This window comes from Aquamicrobium aerolatum DSM 21857 (assembly GCF_900113935.1).
Taxonomy (GTDB): domain Bacteria; phylum Pseudomonadota; class Alphaproteobacteria; order Rhizobiales; family Rhizobiaceae; genus Aerobium; species Aerobium aerolatum.
Genome location: NZ_FORF01000006.1, coordinates 89,848 through 107,427, shown reverse-complemented (window position 1 = coordinate 107,427; position 17,580 = coordinate 89,848). Strand labels below are relative to the sequence as shown.

At 58.5% G+C, this 17,580-nt stretch carries 17 protein-coding genes; 8 read left to right on the top strand and 9 right to left on the bottom strand.

Annotated features, from left to right (window positions below):
* Positions 1-26 precede the first annotated feature (26 nt).
* Positions 27-998 (bottom strand): carbohydrate kinase family protein, encoded by a 972-nt coding sequence (locus BMZ42_RS06615; RefSeq protein ID WP_091520320.1) that lies wholly within the window; start codon positions 996-998, stop codon positions 27-29.
* 308 nt (positions 999-1,306) lie between these two features.
* Here BMZ42_RS06615 and recA point away from each other — a divergent pair, with 308 nt between their 5' ends.
* Both recA and alaS read left to right on the top strand, forming a co-directional pair.
* On the top strand, positions 1,307-2,404 hold the full coding sequence (gene recA, locus BMZ42_RS06610; RefSeq protein WP_091520131.1) for a recombinase RecA: 1,098 nt from the start codon (positions 1,307-1,309) through the stop codon (positions 2,402-2,404).
* Positions 2,405-2,580: 176 nt separating this feature from the next.
* On the top strand, positions 2,581-5,244 hold the full coding sequence (alaS, locus tag BMZ42_RS06605; RefSeq protein WP_091520128.1) for an alanine--tRNA ligase: 2,664 nt from the start codon (positions 2,581-2,583) through the stop codon (positions 5,242-5,244).
* 112 nt (positions 5,245-5,356) lie between these two features.
* On the opposite strand, the gene BMZ42_RS06600 is transcribed toward alaS, so the two are convergent.
* Positions 5,357-5,722 (bottom strand): PRC-barrel domain-containing protein, encoded by a 366-nt coding sequence (locus BMZ42_RS06600; RefSeq protein ID WP_175556653.1) that lies wholly within the window; start codon positions 5,720-5,722, stop codon positions 5,357-5,359.
* A gap of 188 nt (positions 5,723-5,910) precedes the next feature.
* Positions 5,911-7,125, bottom strand: a complete 1,215-nt coding sequence (locus BMZ42_RS06595) for an NADP-dependent isocitrate dehydrogenase (protein WP_091520124.1) — start codon at positions 7,123-7,125, stop codon at positions 5,911-5,913.
* A 143-nt stretch (positions 7,126-7,268) separates the two neighbouring features.
* Here BMZ42_RS06595 and BMZ42_RS06590 point away from each other — a divergent pair, with 143 nt between their 5' ends.
* From BMZ42_RS06590 to BMZ42_RS06570, 5 genes are all read left to right on the top strand, one after another.
* Positions 7,269-8,156: an alpha/beta fold hydrolase gene (locus BMZ42_RS06590; RefSeq protein ID WP_175556652.1), complete on the top strand. Its 888-nt coding sequence runs from the start codon at positions 7,269-7,271 to the stop codon at positions 8,154-8,156.
* Between the two features lie 69 nt (positions 8,157-8,225).
* Entirely contained in the window at positions 8,226-9,086 is an 861-nt protein-coding gene (locus tag BMZ42_RS06585) for an RNA methyltransferase (RefSeq protein WP_091520120.1), read from the top strand.
* The gene (gene murI / locus BMZ42_RS06580) at positions 9,079-9,882 is read left to right on the top strand and encodes a glutamate racemase (RefSeq protein ID WP_091520117.1); all 804 of its coding nucleotides are present in this window, start codon (positions 9,079-9,081) and stop codon (positions 9,880-9,882) included. The genes BMZ42_RS06585 and murI overlap by 8 nt, the downstream gene beginning before the upstream one ends.
* Positions 9,883-10,080: 198 nt before the next feature.
* Positions 10,081-10,698, top strand: a complete 618-nt coding sequence (gene rpsD, locus BMZ42_RS06575; protein WP_091520115.1) for a 30S ribosomal protein S4 — start codon at positions 10,081-10,083, stop codon at positions 10,696-10,698.
* Between the two features lie 72 nt (positions 10,699-10,770).
* A complete protein-coding gene (locus tag BMZ42_RS06570) occupies positions 10,771-12,285 on the top strand; it encodes a glycosyltransferase family 39 protein (protein ID WP_091520113.1) in 1,515 nt (504 codons plus the stop codon).
* Positions 12,286-12,288: 3 nt separating this feature from the next.
* On the opposite strand, the gene BMZ42_RS06565 is transcribed toward BMZ42_RS06570, so the two are convergent.
* The 3 genes from BMZ42_RS06565 to BMZ42_RS06555 are packed head-to-tail and all read right to left on the bottom strand — an operon-like array spanning position 12,289 to position 14,536.
* The gene (locus BMZ42_RS06565; RefSeq protein WP_091520110.1) at positions 12,289-12,690 is read right to left on the bottom strand and encodes a GtrA family protein; all 402 of its coding nucleotides are present in this window, start codon (positions 12,688-12,690) and stop codon (positions 12,289-12,291) included.
* Positions 12,687-13,517, bottom strand: coding sequence for a ChbG/HpnK family deacetylase (locus tag BMZ42_RS06560; protein ID WP_091520108.1), 831 nt, complete (start codon positions 13,515-13,517; stop codon positions 12,687-12,689). Before BMZ42_RS06560 ends, BMZ42_RS06565 begins: the two co-directional genes overlap by 4 nt.
* Complete coding sequence (locus BMZ42_RS06555) at positions 13,514-14,536, bottom strand: glycosyltransferase family 2 protein (protein ID WP_091520106.1); 1,023 nt, start codon at positions 14,534-14,536, stop codon at positions 13,514-13,516. Before BMZ42_RS06555 ends, BMZ42_RS06560 begins: the two co-directional genes overlap by 4 nt.
* Positions 14,537-14,596: 60 nt before the next feature.
* On the opposite strand from BMZ42_RS06555, the gene ttcA reads away from it, so the two are divergent.
* Positions 14,597-15,460, top strand: coding sequence for a tRNA 2-thiocytidine(32) synthetase TtcA (gene ttcA, locus BMZ42_RS06550; protein ID WP_091520317.1), 864 nt, complete (start codon positions 14,597-14,599; stop codon positions 15,458-15,460).
* Positions 15,461-15,463: 3 nt separating this feature from the next.
* On the opposite strand, the gene BMZ42_RS06545 is transcribed toward ttcA, so the two are convergent.
* The 3 genes from BMZ42_RS06545 to BMZ42_RS06535 all read right to left on the bottom strand — a co-directional run bounded on the left by BMZ42_RS06545 (position 15,464) and on the right by BMZ42_RS06535 (position 17,566).
* Positions 15,464-16,711, bottom strand: a complete 1,248-nt coding sequence (locus tag BMZ42_RS06545) for a multidrug effflux MFS transporter (protein WP_091520105.1) — start codon at positions 16,709-16,711, stop codon at positions 15,464-15,466.
* A 107-nt stretch (positions 16,712-16,818) separates the two neighbouring features.
* Complete coding sequence (gene grxD, locus BMZ42_RS06540) at positions 16,819-17,154, bottom strand: Grx4 family monothiol glutaredoxin (RefSeq protein WP_091520102.1); 336 nt, start codon at positions 17,152-17,154, stop codon at positions 16,819-16,821.
* 178 nt (positions 17,155-17,332) lie between these two features.
* Entirely contained in the window at positions 17,333-17,566 is a 234-nt protein-coding gene (locus BMZ42_RS06535; protein WP_091520099.1) for a BolA/IbaG family iron-sulfur metabolism protein, read from the bottom strand.
* Positions 17,567-17,580 lie beyond the last annotated feature (14 nt).

The window sequence follows — 17,580 nt, the reverse complement described above, 5'->3', positions numbered from 1 at the left end:
GCGGGTTGTCCTTGTAGCTATCTTCGTCAGGCGTCGGACGAGGAGGATTGTGCAACTGGAATGCGCTCCAGAGCCTCGGCAAATGCATCGTCTTCGTAGGAGGCAACGACGTTGGAGCTGGCGATGGTCAGACTAGCCGCTGCTATGCCATGTCGCACCGCGTCTCGCAGGGGGAGCCCTCGCATCAGGCACGCTGTAGTGGTCCCTGCCACAGAATCGCCGGCACCAGTTACGTCGGCAACATTGGTTGCTGCCGGGATCTTCACCTCGAAGATCCCGGTCGAGTCCAGACCGGCGAGAATGTCTCCGCCTGCGGTGACGACTGCCGAGGACAGCCCCTTGCGTTTCAGCGCATGCACGAGGGTAATCGGGTTGGTGGAAACCTCACCCGTAACGACCTGTGCTTCGCGTATGTTCATGAAAAGGCATTGCAGTTGCGGCAATATCGGTATGAAACGCGATACTTTGGCCGGTGAAATAGCAACGCCATAGAGCGGTCTTTCGTCCGTGAGCGCGGCAAGCGATATCAGCGCGTCGGCAGGTAGATTCGCATCGCAAAGCACCGCGCAACTGTTGGCGATTGCATCCCGGACCGACCGGCGGCGCATTTGCCGCCCAAAGCAGGCTTCATAAAGATCCATGTCAGCGAAACCGGCAATCAGTTCGCCTTCAGCATCGAGCAGTGCAGTGTAGCTCGGCGTGGTGCGATCAATGAAGGTGACTGACAGGTCCATGATGCCGGAATCCGCAACTGCGCGGCTGACGGCATCCCCGGCGAGATCGCCACCCCGCAAGGACAGAATTGTGCCGCAGACGCCGTGGCGAACGGCATTGCGCAAGGCATTGAACGCACCGCCTCCGACCTCTTCACGCATTGTGCCCGGATTGGACGCGGCTGCGACATAGGGCCCCGTCATCCGTCCCCGCCTGTCGAGATGAGCGGCCCCGATGGCGAGCAGTCTGGGTTGGGATTGGGATGCAAACCTTGTGGCTGACATGATCATGACTGTAGCGCAGATTGGCGTGATAGGAAGTCGAATCCCGCCAGAAGATGGCGCGGCCGCTTCCTCGAAAGAGCGCGTGAAAAGCGAATCATGAACGACCCTTTCCGGCTCCTGTGGCGCTATCACGCATGGTTCGGTGAAAGGGGCTGGAGCATAACTGCCGAAGACAAAAACAGAACAAATTTGAGAATTAATTATTTATCAGTATGTTAGCATTCTTGCAAAATAGGAACAAAAGCGGTACAAAAAACCTAGGGACACCGGGCTGACCGGCTTCGCTGACCACCAAGGGGTAAGGTATCATGGCTCAGAACTCATTGCGGCTTGTTGAGGATAGTTCGGTGGACAAAACAAAAGCTCTGGATGCGGCACTCTCTCAGATCGAGCGCGCGTTCGGCAAGGGCTCGATCATGCGGCTCGGTGCGAACGAGCAGATTGTCGAGATCGAGACGGTATCGACCGGTTCGCTCGGCCTCGACATCGCGCTCGGCATCGGCGGCTTGCCGAAGGGGCGCATTATCGAAATCTACGGACCTGAAAGTTCAGGCAAGACGACACTCGCGCTGCATACAGTGGCAGAGGCGCAGAAGAAGGGCGGAGTATGCGCCTTTGTTGACGCTGAACATGCACTGGATCCTGTTTACGCTCGTAAGCTGGGTGTCGATCTGGAGAACCTGCTGATCTCGCAGCCTGATACGGGTGAGCAGGCACTCGAAATCTGCGATACTCTGGTGCGTTCGGGTGCGATCGACGTGCTGGTGGTCGACTCGGTGGCGGCACTGACGCCGAGGGCTGAAATTGAAGGCGAGATGGGCGATTCTCTGCCTGGCCTGCAGGCGCGCCTGATGAGCCAGGCTCTGCGCAAGCTGACCGCGTCGATTTCGCGCTCCAACTGCATGGTCATCTTCATCAACCAGATCCGCATGAAGATCGGGGTGATGTTTGGCTCGCCGGAAACGACGACCGGTGGCAACGCCTTGAAATTCTATGCGTCAGTGCGGCTGGATATTCGCCGTATCGGCGCGGTCAAGGATCGTGACGAGGTGGTCGGCAACCAGACACGGGTCAAGGTCGTCAAGAACAAGATGGCGCCTCCCTTCAAGCAGGTCGAGTTCGACATCATGTATGGTGAAGGCGTTTCGAAGACCGGTGAGCTGATTGATCTGGGCGTCAAGGCCGGGATCGTTGAAAAGTCAGGCGCCTGGTTCTCGTATAATTCGCAGCGATTGGGGCAGGGCCGCGAAAATGCCAAGCAGTTTCTGCGCGACAATCCCGAAGCGATGCGCGAGATCGAACTGGCGCTCCGTCAGAATGCCGGATTGATTGCTGAGCGACTGCTTGAAAACGGTGGTCCGGGCGATCAGGACGGCAATGATATCGACGATGCCGCGGGCATGTAGCCAAGCGACACAGGTTCAAGTTTTGAAAGCCGCTGGTGATATCACCGGCGGCTTTCGTCTGTGAATGTGGCGTTGCAACAGGATTTCTGGACAGCACCGGGTGTCAACGCTAAAAGCCATCACCAAATTGTTCCTTTACCGCGAACACGTCGCGGCATTTCATGAAGGCTTGAAGCATGAGCGGCGTCAACGACATCAGGTCGACCTTTCTCAACTACTTTGCCAGCAATGGACACGAGGTGGTCGCCTCAAGCCCGCTTGTGCCGCGCAACGATCCAACCTTGATGTTCACCAATGCTGGCATGGTCCAGTTCAAGAACGTCTTCACAGGCCTTGAGACACGCCCTTACAAGCGCGCAACCACTGCGCAGAAGAGCGTGCGCGCCGGCGGCAAGCACAACGATCTCGACAATGTCGGCTACACGGCCCGTCACCTGACCTTCTTCGAGATGCTCGGGAATTTTTCGTTCGGTGATTACTTCAAGGAGAACGCAATCGAACTTGCGTGGAACCTGATCACCAAGGAGTTCGGACTGAAGAAGGACAACCTTCTGGTCACGGTCTACCACACTGACGAAGAAGCTGCTGAATACTGGAAGAAGATCGCAGGCTTTACCGATGACCGGATCATCCGTATCGCGACCAGCGACAATTTCTGGGCGATGGGTGACACTGGGCCGTGCGGTCCGTGTTCCGAAATTTTTATCGACCGTGGCGAGCATATCTTCGGAGGCCCTCCCGGCAGTGCGGATGAGGATGGGGATCGCTTCCTGGAGTTCTGGAACCTCGTCTTCATGCAGTTCGACCAGCCCGAGCCGGGCGTGCAGGTGCCGCTGCCGCGTCCCTCGATTGATACGGGCATGGGCCTGGAGCGTATGGCTTCGATCCTGCAGGGCGTGGAAAGCGTTTTTGAGACGGATCTGTTCCGCCATCTCATTGATACGACGGCATCCGCCATCGGCAAGGCGCCGGATGCAGCGACGGTGGCTTCGTTCCGTGTCATTGCCGATCACCTGCGCTCTTCGTGCTTCCTGATCGCCGATGGCGTGCTGCCGTCCAACGAAGGGCGCGGCTATGTGCTGCGCCGCATCATGCGCCGTGCGATGCGCCATGCTCAGTTGCTGGGCGTGGGCGATCCGTTGATGCACAAGCTTGTGCCGGCCCTCGTGCGCGAAATGGGACAGGCTTACCCTGAGCTGGTTCGCGGTCAGGCTCTCATCGAAGAAACGCTCAAGCTGGAAGAGACGCGCTTCCGGACGACGCTGGCGCGCGGTCTTGGATTGTTGTCCGACGCGACGCAATCGCTCGACAAGGGCGACCGTCTCGATGGCGAAACCGCGTTCAAGCTCTACGACACTTACGGCTTCCCGCTCGACCTCACTCAGGACGCTTTGCGTCAGCGCGGGATCTCAGTAGACACTGACGGCTTCAATGCCGCTATGGCAAAGCAGAAGGCGGATGCCCGCGCGAGCTGGGTCGGCTCCGGTGAAGCAGCAACCGAAACCGTCTGGTTCAGCGTGCGCGACCGTGTCGGTCCGACTGAATTCCTCGGATATGACACCGAGGTCGCGGAAGGCGTGATCACTGCATTGGTCAAGGACGGTGCCGAGGTTGCGGAAGTCGGTGCGGGCGATCTGGCCTCGATCGTTGTGAATCAAACTCCGTTTTACGGTGAGTCCGGTGGTCAGGTTGGCGATACCGGCACGATGACTGGCGACGGATTCTCGATTGAGATTAGCGCCACGCACAAAAAGGGCGACGGCGTATTTGTTCACACCGGACGCGTTGTCGTTGGCACGGTAAAGGTCGGTCTTGCTGTCGAAATGGCGGTAGATCATGAACGACGTGCCAAGATCCGCGCCAATCACTCGGCAACTCACCTGCTGCACGAAGCTTTGCGCGAAGTTCTTGGCACCCATGTCGCCCAGAAGGGTTCGCTCGTGGCTCCGGATCGGTTGCGTTTCGACTTTTCGCATCCCAAGCCGATCACGCAGGAAGAGTTGGATATCGTCGAAACTTATGCCAACGAAATCGTGCTGCAGAACGCGCCGGTCACCACGCGACTGATGGCAGTTGATGACGCGATTGCGGAAGGTGCGATGGCGTTGTTCGGCGAAAAATATGGCGACGAAGTGCGGGTCGTACGCATGGGCTCGGCGTTGCATGGCGAAAAGACAGGCAAGGCTTATTCGGTCGAACTGTGCGGCGGGACGCATGTGTCGGCGACGGGCGATATCGGGCTGGTTCGTCTTGTGGCTGAAGGCGCGGTCGCTTCCGGCATTCGGCGTCTCGAGGCGCTGACAGGCGATGCTGCGCGCATCTATCTCGACGAGCAGGACAAGCGGCTGAAAGCTGCGGCTGCAGCTCTCAAGGTCGCGCCGGCGGATGTCGTGACACGCCTTGAGGCCGTTCTTGAAGAGCGCAAGAAACTGGAGCGAGAGCTTGGCGACGCACGCAAGAAGCTGGCTCTCGGTGGTGGCGCGGCTGGGGCTGACTCCGACGACAAGGAAACCGTCGCAGGGGTAGCGTTTTTGGGCAAGGTCGTGTCGGGTGTTTCGGCGAAAGATCTGAAGCCGCTTGCGGACGAGGGCAAGAAGTCACTGGGCTCGGGCGTGGTCGTGTTTGTCGGCACGTCGGAAGATGGCAAGGCAAGCGTCGTTGTTGGCGTCACCGACGACCTCAAGGACCGATTCTCCGCCGTTGATCTCGTGCGCGCTGCTTCTGCCGCAATTGGCGGGCAGGGCGGTGGCGGCCGGGCCGATATGGCGCAGGCCGGCGGCCCTGACGGCGACAAGGCGGCCGATGCCGTGAGCGCGGTGAAAACGGCCATGGGCAGCTGAACCAATTCGGTATGCGTGCACATAGAAAACAAAGCGTGTTGGGCGAATCTGAAAGATCGCGACGCGCTTAGAAAAAGGGCCGCATCGCGCGGCCCTTTGCTGTTTGGGAGGATCAGTCGTCCCAGGTAGGCATTTGGGCGACGGCTGCCGCATCGGCTTTGAGAATCAACCGGTTGCCTTGCAGGCTGAACTGATCGAGCGGGATCACCACATCTCGGTCGCCATAGGCGGACTTGCTCTTGAAATCGACCACCAGCGCAGTCGGGGTGTTCTTGTCGGTGCCGACGACATCCTCGACATCTCCGATTTCCGTCCCTGATGCGTCGTAAACATCCCAATCATCGACTTCGTCGGCGATGGCATTGAACGGCACAACCTGAACATTGTCTCTGACTTCAACCAAATTTCCTTGAGCGAAAGCGGTGCCGGCCATCAAGACAGCAGTGGAAATGGCAAGGGAGAATTTTCTGGCAATCATGTGAGGCTCCTTGAGTGAGTCATGCGCGTGATCGCGAAGAGAAGACGCAACCTGGCGGCGCATCGTGCGATGCTGTGCCAATGCGCGTGCTGCCGTTGAGGTTCGACAACAGGGTTACCATCTCGATTTAGGCAACAAAAAAGGCGGCACAAGGGCCGCCTTTTTCAGTGCTTCAGATGAGGGAAACCTCAGGCGGCCATAGCCTTCTGGAGGTTCTCGTCAATCTTGTCGAGGAAGCCGGTCGTCGACAGCCATGGCTGGTCGGCGCCGATCAGCAGTGCCAGATCCTTGGTCATGAAACCCGATTCGACTGTGTTGATGCAGACGGCTTCCAGCGTATTGGCGAAGTTTGCCAGCGCCTCGTTGTTGTCGAGCTTGGCGCGGTGCGCAAGACCACGCGTCCAGGCGAAAATCGAGGCGATCGGGTTGGTTGAAGTTTCCTCACCCTTCTGGTGCTGGCGATAGTGACGTGTGACCGTGCCGTGTGCGGCTTCGGCTTCCACGGTCTTCCCGTCCGGCGTCATCAGAACCGAGGTCATCAGGCCGAGCGAGCCAAAGCCCTGTGCCACGGTGTCGGACTGTACGTCGCCGTCATAGTTCTTACATGCCCAAACATAGCCACCCGACCACTTCAGTGAAGCAGCAACCATGTCGTCGATCAGGCGGTGTTCGTACCAGATCTTCAGTTCCTTGAACTGCGCCTCGAACTCCTGCTCGTAGATTTCCTGGAAGATATCCTTGAATCGCCCGTCATAGGCCTTCAGGATGGTGTTTTTGGTCGACAGATAAACCGGCCACTTGCGCAGCAGGCCATAGTTCAGCGACGCCCTGGCGAAATCACGGATCGATTCGTCGAGATTGTACATGCCCATGGCAATGCCGGCTCCAGGCGCATCGAATACTTCGTGCTCGATCACCTGACCGTCTTCACCGACGAACTTCATCGTCAGCTTGCCCTTGCCTGGGAACTTGAAGTCGGTCGCGCGGTACTGGTCGCCGAATGCGTGACGGCCGACAACGATCGGCTTGGTCCAACCAGGAACCAGACGCGGGACGTTCTTCATGATGATCGGCTCACGGAAGATCGTGCCGCCGAGGATGTTGCGGATGGTGCCGTTTGGCGACTTCCACATCTTCTTGAGGCCGAATTCCTCAACGCGTGCTTCGTCCGGGGTGATGGTGGCGCACTTCACGCCAACGCCGTACTTCTGGATCGCATGCGCAGCATCGATGGTGATCTGGTCGTCGGTCGCATCGCGCGACTCCATGCCGAGATCGTAATATTTGAGGTCGATGTCGAGATATGGGTGGATCAGCTTGTCTTTAATGAACTGCCAGATGATGCGGGTCATCTCGTCGCCGTCGAGTTCGACGACCGGGTTTTCCACCTTGATCTTCGCCATAAGTACTGCCTCTTTAATTGTTTAGGGCCAAGCCCTGACAGGGTCGGATAGAGAATGCCGCCCCTATATCATCGCAGCGCATGAAGGCAAAGCCATGCCGCAGCGATGCGGCGTTTTGAGGAGGGAGGGGAAGTATATTGTTGGTGAGATTCGAAACGCACCCGCTCAGTGAAGTTACGCTCAACGTCGCGATTGCCGGACGCGAAGATGCCCCGCTCATCATCTGCCTGCATGGTTTCCCCGAATATTGGGCGGCATGGCAGGATGTGATGACTGAGCTCGAGAACGACTTCCTGCTGGTGGCGCCGGATCAACGTGGTTTCAACCAGTCCTCAAAGCCTGTCGGATTGGCTGCCTACCATACCCGGCGCATGGTGGCAGACCTTGCAGAGCTCGCGGATCGTCTTTCTCCGTCCAAGCCGTTCATTCTGGCAGGACACGACTGGGGAGCATCGGTAGCCTATGCGTATGCGCTGGCGCATCCCGCGAGGGTTTCCCATCTCATCGTCGCGAATGGTGTTCATCCCGTCTGTTTCCAGAAAGCGATCTTTGAAGACCCAGAGCAGCGCGCCGCCAGCCAGTACATCAACCGGTTGCGGGCCGATGATGCTGAGCAGATGCTTTCAGAAGATGGATTTCGGCGACTGGCCCGCATGATCGATGGCTTTTCATCGACGCATTTTTTCAATGCGGCCATGAAGCAGACCTATGTTGAGGCTTGGGCCCGGCCCGGTGCCCTGACTGCCATGCTCAACTGGTATCGTGCATCGCCTATTGTCGTTCCTGAAGAAGGAGCAACAACCCTCGGCCCTTCAATTCTGGACATGCCGCCGGAGAATTTCGTCGTGAATATGCCGCATCTTGTCGTGTGGGGGCAGCAGGACCAGGCACTGCGGCAAGCTTGCCTGTCCGGACTCCAGCAATTCGTACCCGACCTTGAGATTGCACCGGTCGAGGATGCCGGACATTGGATACTTCACGAGCGTCCCGCGCAGGTGGCTGAGGCAATGCGCGCTTTTCTGAAGCGCTGACGTTTAGTTTTTCGAAAAAATGTGCCAGTTGACGCCGCTTCAAGACAACAATTCCCGATGGGGAGCCAAATGGCAGGCACGGACCGCGAAAAGCAGCTGATTCAGGAAGGCCCTGCGATCATTCTGGTCGAGCCGCAACTGGGTGAAAACATTGGCATGGTCGCGCGTGCGATGGCCAACTTTGGCTTGGTAGATCTGCGCCTCGTAAACCCACGTGACGGATGGCCCAATGAGAGGGCGCTCGCTGCGGCGTCCAAGGCTGACCATGTTATTGACCGCGTGACCGTGTTCGACACTTTGGCCGAGGCAATTGGCGACCTCAACTATGTCATTGCAACGACGGCACGCCAGCGTGACGGCTTCAAGCCGGTGCGAGGCCCGGTGGAAGCGGGACGTATCCTTCGACAGCGTTTTCAGGCTGGCCAGCACAACGGTATCCTTTTTGGGCGCGAGCGCTTCGGTCTTGATAATGACGAGATCGCTTTGGCGGATGAGATCGTGACCTTTCCTGTCAATCCGGCCTTTGCGTCGCTGAATATCGCCCAGGCGGTTTTGCTGATGTCGTATGAGTGGATGAAGACTGGTCTGGAAGACGAGACGCACACCGCCTTTTCCGGACCAATTGTCGAGCCTGCACCGAAATCAGCATTGCAGGGTCTTTTTGACCACCTCGAAGAAGCCCTGTCGGTGCGTGGATATTTCCGACCTGCCGCAAAGAAGCCGAAGATGGTCGACAATCTGCGGGCGGTGCTGACGCGGCCGGGCTATTCGCTGTTGGAGATCAATCTCCTGCGCGGAGTGGTATCTTCGCTTGATTATTTCTCGCCGAAGCAGCCGCGCGGTACGGCCTATCCAGACCGCAAGGCCGCAGCAGACGCGAAGGCTCATCCGGGCGCAGCCGGGAGCGGAGAGGACGTTACTGATGACTGATCGGCCGGTCCTGGTGTTTGATTCGGGCGTCGGTGGGTTGACGGTTCTGCGTGAGGCGCGGGTGCTTATCCCCGACAGGCGTTTTGTCTACGTCGCCGACGACGCTGCATTTCCCTACGGGCCATGGCCGGAAGACGCCCTGCGATCCCACATCGTCAGCCTCTTTGGGCAGCTGATCCGTGAGCACGATCCAGAGGTCGCGGTGATCGCCTGCAATACCGCATCTACGCTGGTGCTTAGCGATTTGCGGAGCGCATTTCCGAATACCCCGTTTGTCGGCACCGTGCCTGCCATCAAGCCGGCGGCTGAGCGGACCCGGTCCGGATTGGTTTCGGTGCTTGCGACGCCCGGAACGGTCAAGCGGCAATACACCCGCGATCTTATTGGTGAATGGGCAAGCAGAGTGCATGTAAGGCTGGTGGGCAGCGAGAAGCTGGCAACTCTTGCCGAAACCTACATGCGCGATGGTTTTGTCGATGAAGATGCGGTGCGTCGGGAGATCGAGCCCTGCTTCATTGAGCAGGACGGAGAGCGGACCGACATTGTCGTGCTGGCGTGTACTCACTACCCGTTTCTCGTCAACCGCATGCGCAAGACGGCACCCTGGCCGGTGGATTGGGTGGATCCGGCAGAAGCAATAGCCCGTCGCACATTGTCTCTATTGAAACCCGCCGCGGAAAAGGTCGAAATATCGTCGATAGGAGCAGACCGCGCGGTTTTCACGTCCGGCCAACCGAACGCCGCAGCCCGTCGGCTGATGCATGGTTTTGGGCTGTCGACCGCCTGCAAGGATTGACAATAGGGTCGGATTTCCCTAAACGGCCCTCAACTCAACGCCCCACAAGGTGTCGGGTCTTTCACGACGTGTCCCGTGGACGATATTGCAGCGTGTGATGTCTGTCCTGTCAGGTCTCAAAACCAGAGGCCAGAGGAGGGCGCGTTTCCTTCACTCGGAGCGCAAGCTTTCGAGTGTAACTTTTTGAAAGGAAATGCGATGAGCAAGCGCGAATCCGCAAAGTATAAAATTGACCGCCGTCTTGGCGAAAACATCTGGGGCCGCCCGAAGTCCCCGGTGAACCGTCGTGAGTATGGCCCCGGCCAGCACGGCCAGCGCCGCAAGGGCAAGATGTCGGACTTCGGTCTGCAGCTGCGTGCAAAGCAGAAGCTGAAGGGTCACTACGGTGACATCTCCGAGAAGCAGTTCCGCAAGACCTACGAGGAAGCCAACCGCCGCAAGGGCGATACGCCGGAAAACCTCATCGGTCTGCTTGAGTCGCGTCTGGACGCAATCGTCTACCGCGCAAAGTTCGTGCCGACCATTTTCGCGGCGCGTCAGTTCGTCAACCACGGCCACGTCAACGTCAACGGCCAGCGCGTGAACATCGGTTCGTACCGCTGCAAGGCAGGCGACGTCATCGAAGTGCGTGAGAAGTCGAAGCAGCTGACGATCGTGCTTGAGGCCGTTGGTCTCGCTGAGCGCGATGTGCCGGACTACATCGAAGTTGACCACAACAAGATGGTTGCCACCTACGCTCGCGTTCCTGGCCTTGCTGACGTTCCGTTCGCAGTGCAGATGGAGCCGAACCTGGTCGTCGAGTTCTACTCGCGCTAATCGGCATAAAACATGTATTGAGAAGGCCGCCGCCTCGCGAGAGTCGGCGGCTTTTTCTTTGGGGGTGGGCAAATGTTGAATCGACTTGCGGAACGGCGCTCAGGGGTTTGGCTATGGCTTGCCGGCTATGGTCTGCTGTGGACGCTGCTACCGCTGATTTTCAACGCCGGGCTACCGGTCGATGTGATGGAAATCGTTGCCTGGGGGCGCGAGTGGCTGTCTGGGCTTTATCGGCATCCCCCGATGAAGACATGGCTTATGGAGATGGCGTTCCAGGGCACCGGCGGCTGGCTCGGCAGCGCATATGTCCTTTCCGCGCTCGCTTTCGCTGCCGCACAGCTGGGGATTTTCGCCGCGATCCGCGATGTCCAGACGCGCTCCTTCGCATTCGCTGCAGTCGTTCTGTCTACGCTCATTGTCTATTTCGGCGTGCATCTGCCGCAGTGGAACGCCAACATTGCGCAACTGCCCTTTGCAGCATTGTTCGTGCTCGCTATCTGGCGGGCACTCGACCGGGAAAGCGCAGGCTGGTGGCTGGTAACTGGCGCCGCCGCCGCAGGTGGGTTCCTGACAAAATATTCCTTTGCCTTGATTCCTTTGTCGGTCGCGTTGCTCGTTCTGTATGATCCGTTGATGCGCCGTCGTATTCGCCTCGTTCCAGCGGGACTAGGTGTGGCCTTTACATGCGCGTTGATTGCTCCCAACCTCCTTTGGCTACTGAACAATCCTGAAGCTACCGAAGCAGCGTTGGCTGCAAATCCGCGTTTGTCGGCCAGCGGCAGTGCGATGGCTGGGCTGATATCAGCACTCACGGTGATTGGCGTCACCGTCGCCGTCGCTATTTTGCCCGCCATTGGCGTACTGCGTGGGTTGTCTGCGCGTGGCAGGGTGGAAGATGCGAATCTCGGCCGCGTCCACATGCTGACACGGCTGTTTGGCGTGGCTCTTTTCGGTCCGATTGTTGCGACGATTGGAATCGCGATTGCTACGGGCCTGGCGATCAAGGACCATTGGCTCATCGTCAACTTCCTGTTCGTGGCTCCCTGGCTGCTCATGCGGGTGCGAGGCCTTTCCGGCGAAATCGAGTGGACACGCAGCGGGACGGGCTTTGTCCTTGCCTGCATCGTGGTGATTGCGCTGGTTTATCCGGTCGAGCGCTGGTCGCACTATTGGTTTGCTGACGGACGCCCGGTGAGTTGGACGCCATTGATGCCGGGTGAACCGCTGGCGACAGAAGCGAAAGCCGTTTGGACCGAGGCGCTGAAACGTGCCGGGATGCCGGCTGATGCCACGGTCGCTGTCGTCGGCGGAGGCGTGCAGGCTGCTACCGTTGCCAATATTCTGCCCGAACGCCCGACATGGTTCGAACATCTCGACACGAGATTGTCGCCTTGGGTCAGCGAAGACGAATTGCGGCGTTACGGCGTGCTCGTCGTTGGAACGGCGGATACTTCATCGCTCGCGGGTCTCGGTCTGTGCCGATTCGCTTCAAGTGACTATGCGTGGCTCAACGGACGCGGTGGCGCGGGTCTGACGGTACGGATCGAAGCATATTTGCCTGCGCCGGTCTGCCCTGCGATCCCTTGAATCCTACCGTAGGCGGTTTTCAATCGACCAGTGCGCGGCGAAAAAGTTCAGGATCGCGGCGACGACCACGCCGAGGATCTTGGCGGGCCAAAGACCAATCCGCGGCGGCAGCAGGATCACGGCGAGGCTGGAGATGCCAAGCGAAATCAATGCGCCAAGGCTGATGAAGCGAAGAAACGCCCAACCCTCGTGCAAGCTGGTGTCGCGCTCGAACGACCAGCGTGAGTTGACCAGATAGGAAAAGCAGACGGCGACGAGCCACGCGCCGATATTCGCGCCCAGGGCTGGCACAGCCAGAGCCACCAATGCAGCAAAGATCGCAAGGTCGACGCCGGTGTTGGCAAGGCCAACAAGTCCAAATCGCAGCGCTTTCTGTGTCAGCGTCAAGGTTTGCTGCTGGCTCATCTTGGCATTCCGGCCAGTTGCACATCTGCAGCACGCAGCATGTCGACGAACGCCTGAGATGAGAGGAACGTGTGTTCGATTGCACGGGGCGCTGTCAGGCGGTCGCGTGAGGCGAGAACCGTATCCGGGTGTCCGGGATGACACATGACCAGCGCACCCTCTGGCAGGTTCCGCAGGCAGGAGGACAGCATCGTGGAAAACTCCTCCGGATCGTCCCATTTGTAAAAGCCGGCGAGAGGCCCATGAACGGCAAAACCATGTCGCGCAACAGAGGCGTCATAGCCAAGTGCGAGGGTCTGAACGACCGCTGCTTTCGCAACAACGTGGGACGGTGCAAATCTTATTGAAGGAGAACCGCGCACGAAGGGACGCGCGCTCGGCGGTAGGTCCGCAAAACGCTGGACTAGCCACCGGCGTGCGACGGGCAGGAAGTGCACATGTTGATGGCCATCGATGAAATCCGGCGCTCGCCCCATTACATCGGTGAATCGTGTATATTGCTCGTCCAATTCGGCCATGGCTGCTCGCGCGGCTGCCGTGCTCAGCGTCGTCAACCGCGCCAGCCGGCCCAGAGGGGGTAACCTGCCGCCCTCAGCCAGCGCCGAGGGGCCAGTCGCAGCCATCTGGTCGGTCAGCGTCAGATGCAGCCCAATGGCTGCCTGCGTGGGCAAGGCGTGCAGGTGTTGGGCCTCCTGCGGCCATTCGGGAAACAGGGTCATGCAGCCGGTCCCCGAAAGACGACCTTGCACGATCAGTTCACGGATGGATGCGCTTACACCCGCAGAGAGGCCGTAATCGTCCGCGATCAGCCAGATCTTCCGGGTCATGTCACATCCGCAGGTGCGGTGGTTTTGGCTGGCGTGCTTTCGAGAGTTTCCCGGACAATGTAGAGAGGGCGATCCTTCGTTTCGCTCAGTGTCACCCAGAGATATTCACCGAGCATGCCGAGCAAGGCGAGATTGAAGCCGCCGATAACAAGAATCGCGACCATCAGGCTCGGATAGCCTGGCACCACGATGCCATAGAACATCACTTCCAGCAGGATCTTGATGCCATAGGCTACGCCGGCAAATGCGAGGAGGAAGCCGAAACTGCTAAGAACGCGAAGTGGCAGGGCGGAGAAGGAGGTGAAACCCTCCTTGGAGAGTGCGAGCAGGCCGAATTTGGACCAGCGGGTCACACCGGCAACACGCTCTTCGGGAATGTAGTTGATCGACTTCTGCCGGAACCCGGCCCAGGCGTAGAGCCCTTTGTTGAAACGCTTCTTGTCGCGCAGCAGCGTGAAAGCCCGTGCGACCGAAGCGCGCATGATGCGGAAGTCGCCGGCATCTGGCGGCATGGTGAAGCGCTGGCGCACATTGATCAGCTTGTAGAACAGACGTGAAAAGCCCAGCCGCATCAAGCCACTTTCGCGGCGGTCACCGCGCACGGCATAAACCACGTCGGTCTGCGGGTCGTTGACGATCGCTTCGATCAGCTGGAGGCTGACCGCCATCGAATGTTGCAGGTCGGCATCCATTAACAGTACCAGATCGCCACGTGCTGCCTCGATGCCGGCAAACAGAGCGATCTCCTTGCCGAAATTTCGCGACAGCTGCACGATTTTCCATCTGCCCTGAAGAAGAGAAGAAAATGCTGCAGCGCTTCCGTCGGTGCTACCGTCATCGACGAGGATCACCTCGACCGACAGACCGAACCGTTCAGCCACGATGCGTTCCAGCTCGGCGAGCATTCGGGTAAACGCCGGAGCGGATTCTGCTTCATTGAGAAACGGCGAAACGATTGACAGGGTCCCGTTTGTCAACGCATTGCTTGCTGCGATCTGGTTCGGAATGGCGCTCACCATCTGTCGCGCCGGAACGTTGCCGGCTGGGAAATGTTGCGAGATGGTTATTCCGGAATGAACATGAACGTCAATCAGGGCCTCACTGCCGCGGCACAAAACGCGGAATCTGGCGACAATTGCCATCCGATGTTCCGCAAAATCCCGTCGTCGCTTGAGTTCAACAAGCTGCGCAAGCGTCTTCTGCGTGCAGCACAACAGGCGATGACCGATTTTTCGATGATCAAACCGGGAGACCGCTGGTTGGTTGCGCTCTCCGGCGGCAAGGATTCTTACGGGCTACTGGCGGTCCTGCTCGATCTGAAATGGCGTGGCCTTCTGCCTGTAGATCTGGTCGCATGCAACCTGGATCAGGGGCAGCCGAATTTCCCGAAGCACATTTTGCCTGAATATCTGAAGTCTATCGGTGTCGACTACCGTATCGAGTACCAGGACACCTACTCGGTGGTCACGGAGAAAATTCCGGAGAACCGCACCTACTGCTCGTTATGTTCGCGGTTGCGGCGAGGTCACCTTTACCGTGTTGCCCGTGAGGAGGGGTGTAGCGCACTGGTGCTTGGCCACCACCGCGAGGATATCCTCGAAACCTTCTTCCTCAACCTGTTTTACGGTGGCCGTCTTGCCGCGATGCCGCCGAAGCTGATGAATGATGATGGCGACGTCACCGTCTTGAGGCCGCTGGCCTATTGTGCAGAACAGGACCTGGTGAAGTTCTCGGAAGCGATGGCGTTCCCAATCATCCCTTGCGACCTGTGCGGCAGTCAGGACGGGCTGCAGCGTAATGCGATGAAAATGATGCTTGAGGATCTTGAGCGGCGTATGCCGGGCCGCAAGGACACGATGATCCGCGCGCTGGCTAATGTGCGACCCAGCCATCTGCTGGATCGCACATTGTTTGATTTCGCTGCGCTGACGGCCAGCAACTGAGCGTCAATGGTCGGCGGTCTGAGGGGTGCCTTGGAAGAGACGGCCCTTCTCGGCAATTGCGACAAGCCCCAACGCGATTGATGCAAGGATGACAAACCCCCACGCCAGCGGCGTGGTCGTGTTGTCATAGGCCTGTCCGATCAAGGCGCCGATGACGCCTCCGCCAAGCGTCTGGATGAAGCCCTGCACCGACGATGCCGAGCCGGCGACGTGTCCCATCGGCTCCATGGCAATCGAGTTGAAGTTCGACCCTATCCAGCCGAACTGGAACATTGCCAATGCAAAAAGCACGACGAACGGCACGAGCGGCACCGTATCGAACATCGACCAGACCAGCCAGATGATTGAAACGATCAGAAACCCTGTCAGCGCGGTATGTGAGAGCTTTCGCATCCCGTAGCGAACGACCAGGCGCGCATTCAGATAGGACGAGAGCGCCATGAACCCCGCCACGACTGCGAACAGCACTGGAAACCAAACGCCAAGCCCATAGATGCCAACATAGATCTGCTGCGCGGAGTTGATGAAGGCAAACAGGCACCCGAAGATCGCGGTGGATGCGAGGGTATAAAAAAGTGAAAAGCGGTTCGTCAGGACGACGGCAAAACCTTGCCCGATCGATGCGAGTGTGAAAGGCCGACGTTCATCAGGGTTCAGCGATTCCGGCATGCGGAACAGAGCCCAAAGCGTAATCAGTATGCCAATTGCAGCCATGCAGATGAATATGAAGTGCCAGTTGCCGATCAGCAGCATCAATTGGCCGATGGATGGAGCAATAACCGGGATCACCATGAATACCATGAAGATCAGCGACATGGTTTCAGCCATCTGGCGTCCACCGAATCTGTCGCGCACCATCGACACAGCGATGACACGTGTTGCTGCTGCGCCCACACCCTGCAGGAACCGCATCGCCAGCAATGCTTCGAAGGATGTCACAAAGGCAGCTGCGAGCGCCGCCAGAACGTAGACCCCCAGACCGAAAAGCATGGGGCCGCGGCGACCAAATCGGTCAGAGGCCGGGCCATAGGGCAGCAGCGCAACCGCCATGCCGGCAAAGTAGGCGGAGATAATGTACTGGCGGTGGTTCTCATTCTCGACGCCAAGGCTCGAGCCGATTTCCTGCAAGCCGGGCAGCATGATGTCGATTGCCAGTGCATTGATGGACATGAGCGCTGCTGCAAGGGCAATGAACTCACGGCGACCAATGGCGGCCGCCGCCGCTGGTCTGGCTCCGGTCGGAATATTCATGACCGGTTCTCCTATCTGGAAGAGACGAAAAAAAATGCGCCGGAATGTCGGCGCATTGTCGGAAGGATCGGGTTCTTATCTGGTCGACAAGAAAACCATCGCCCGTGTCAGGCTGCGCCGCGAACGCTGATACCTTTCTGGGTGAGAGCGTCCTGCAACTCACCAGCCTGGAACATTTCACGCACGATGTCGCAGCCGCCGATAAACTCGCCCTTGACATAGAGCTGTGGGATCGTCGGCCAGCTCGAATAGTCCTTGATCCCCTGACGGAGCTCGTCGGAGGTGAGGATGTTGATCCCCTTATAGTCCACGCCGAGATAGTCGAGAATCTGCACGACCTGTCCGGAAAATCCGCACTGCGGGAAGTCCGGTGTACCCTTCATGAACAGAACAACATCGTTATTCTGGACTTCGTTGGCGATGAAGCCGTTGATTTCACTCATGATTGCTGCCTTTCGTATTCCGGTTCAAGGCCAGAAACGGGAGTTGGGGAGGTGTTTCAACCTAGATAGAATATCAGTGTGACATTGTCGAGGAAACACATCATCTTGTTCGACCTGCCGGACCTTCAAGTCAGGCAGGTCAATCGGAAACGGAAGAGTTTTCCGCCGGCGCGATCTGCTATTGCGGGACGCTCGTTTGCAGGGCGAGCGCATGCAGCACGCCGCCCATGTTACCCTTGAGAGCATCGTAGACCATCTTATGCTGCTCTACGCGGCTTTTGCCACGAAAGCTCTCGGCGATCACTTCGGCGGCATAGTGATCGCCGTCACCGGCAAGGTCGCGGATCGTCACGGTCGCATCCGGAATCCCTTCCTTGATCAGCCGCTCGATTTCACGCGCATCCATTGCCATTGTTCTGTCCTTGC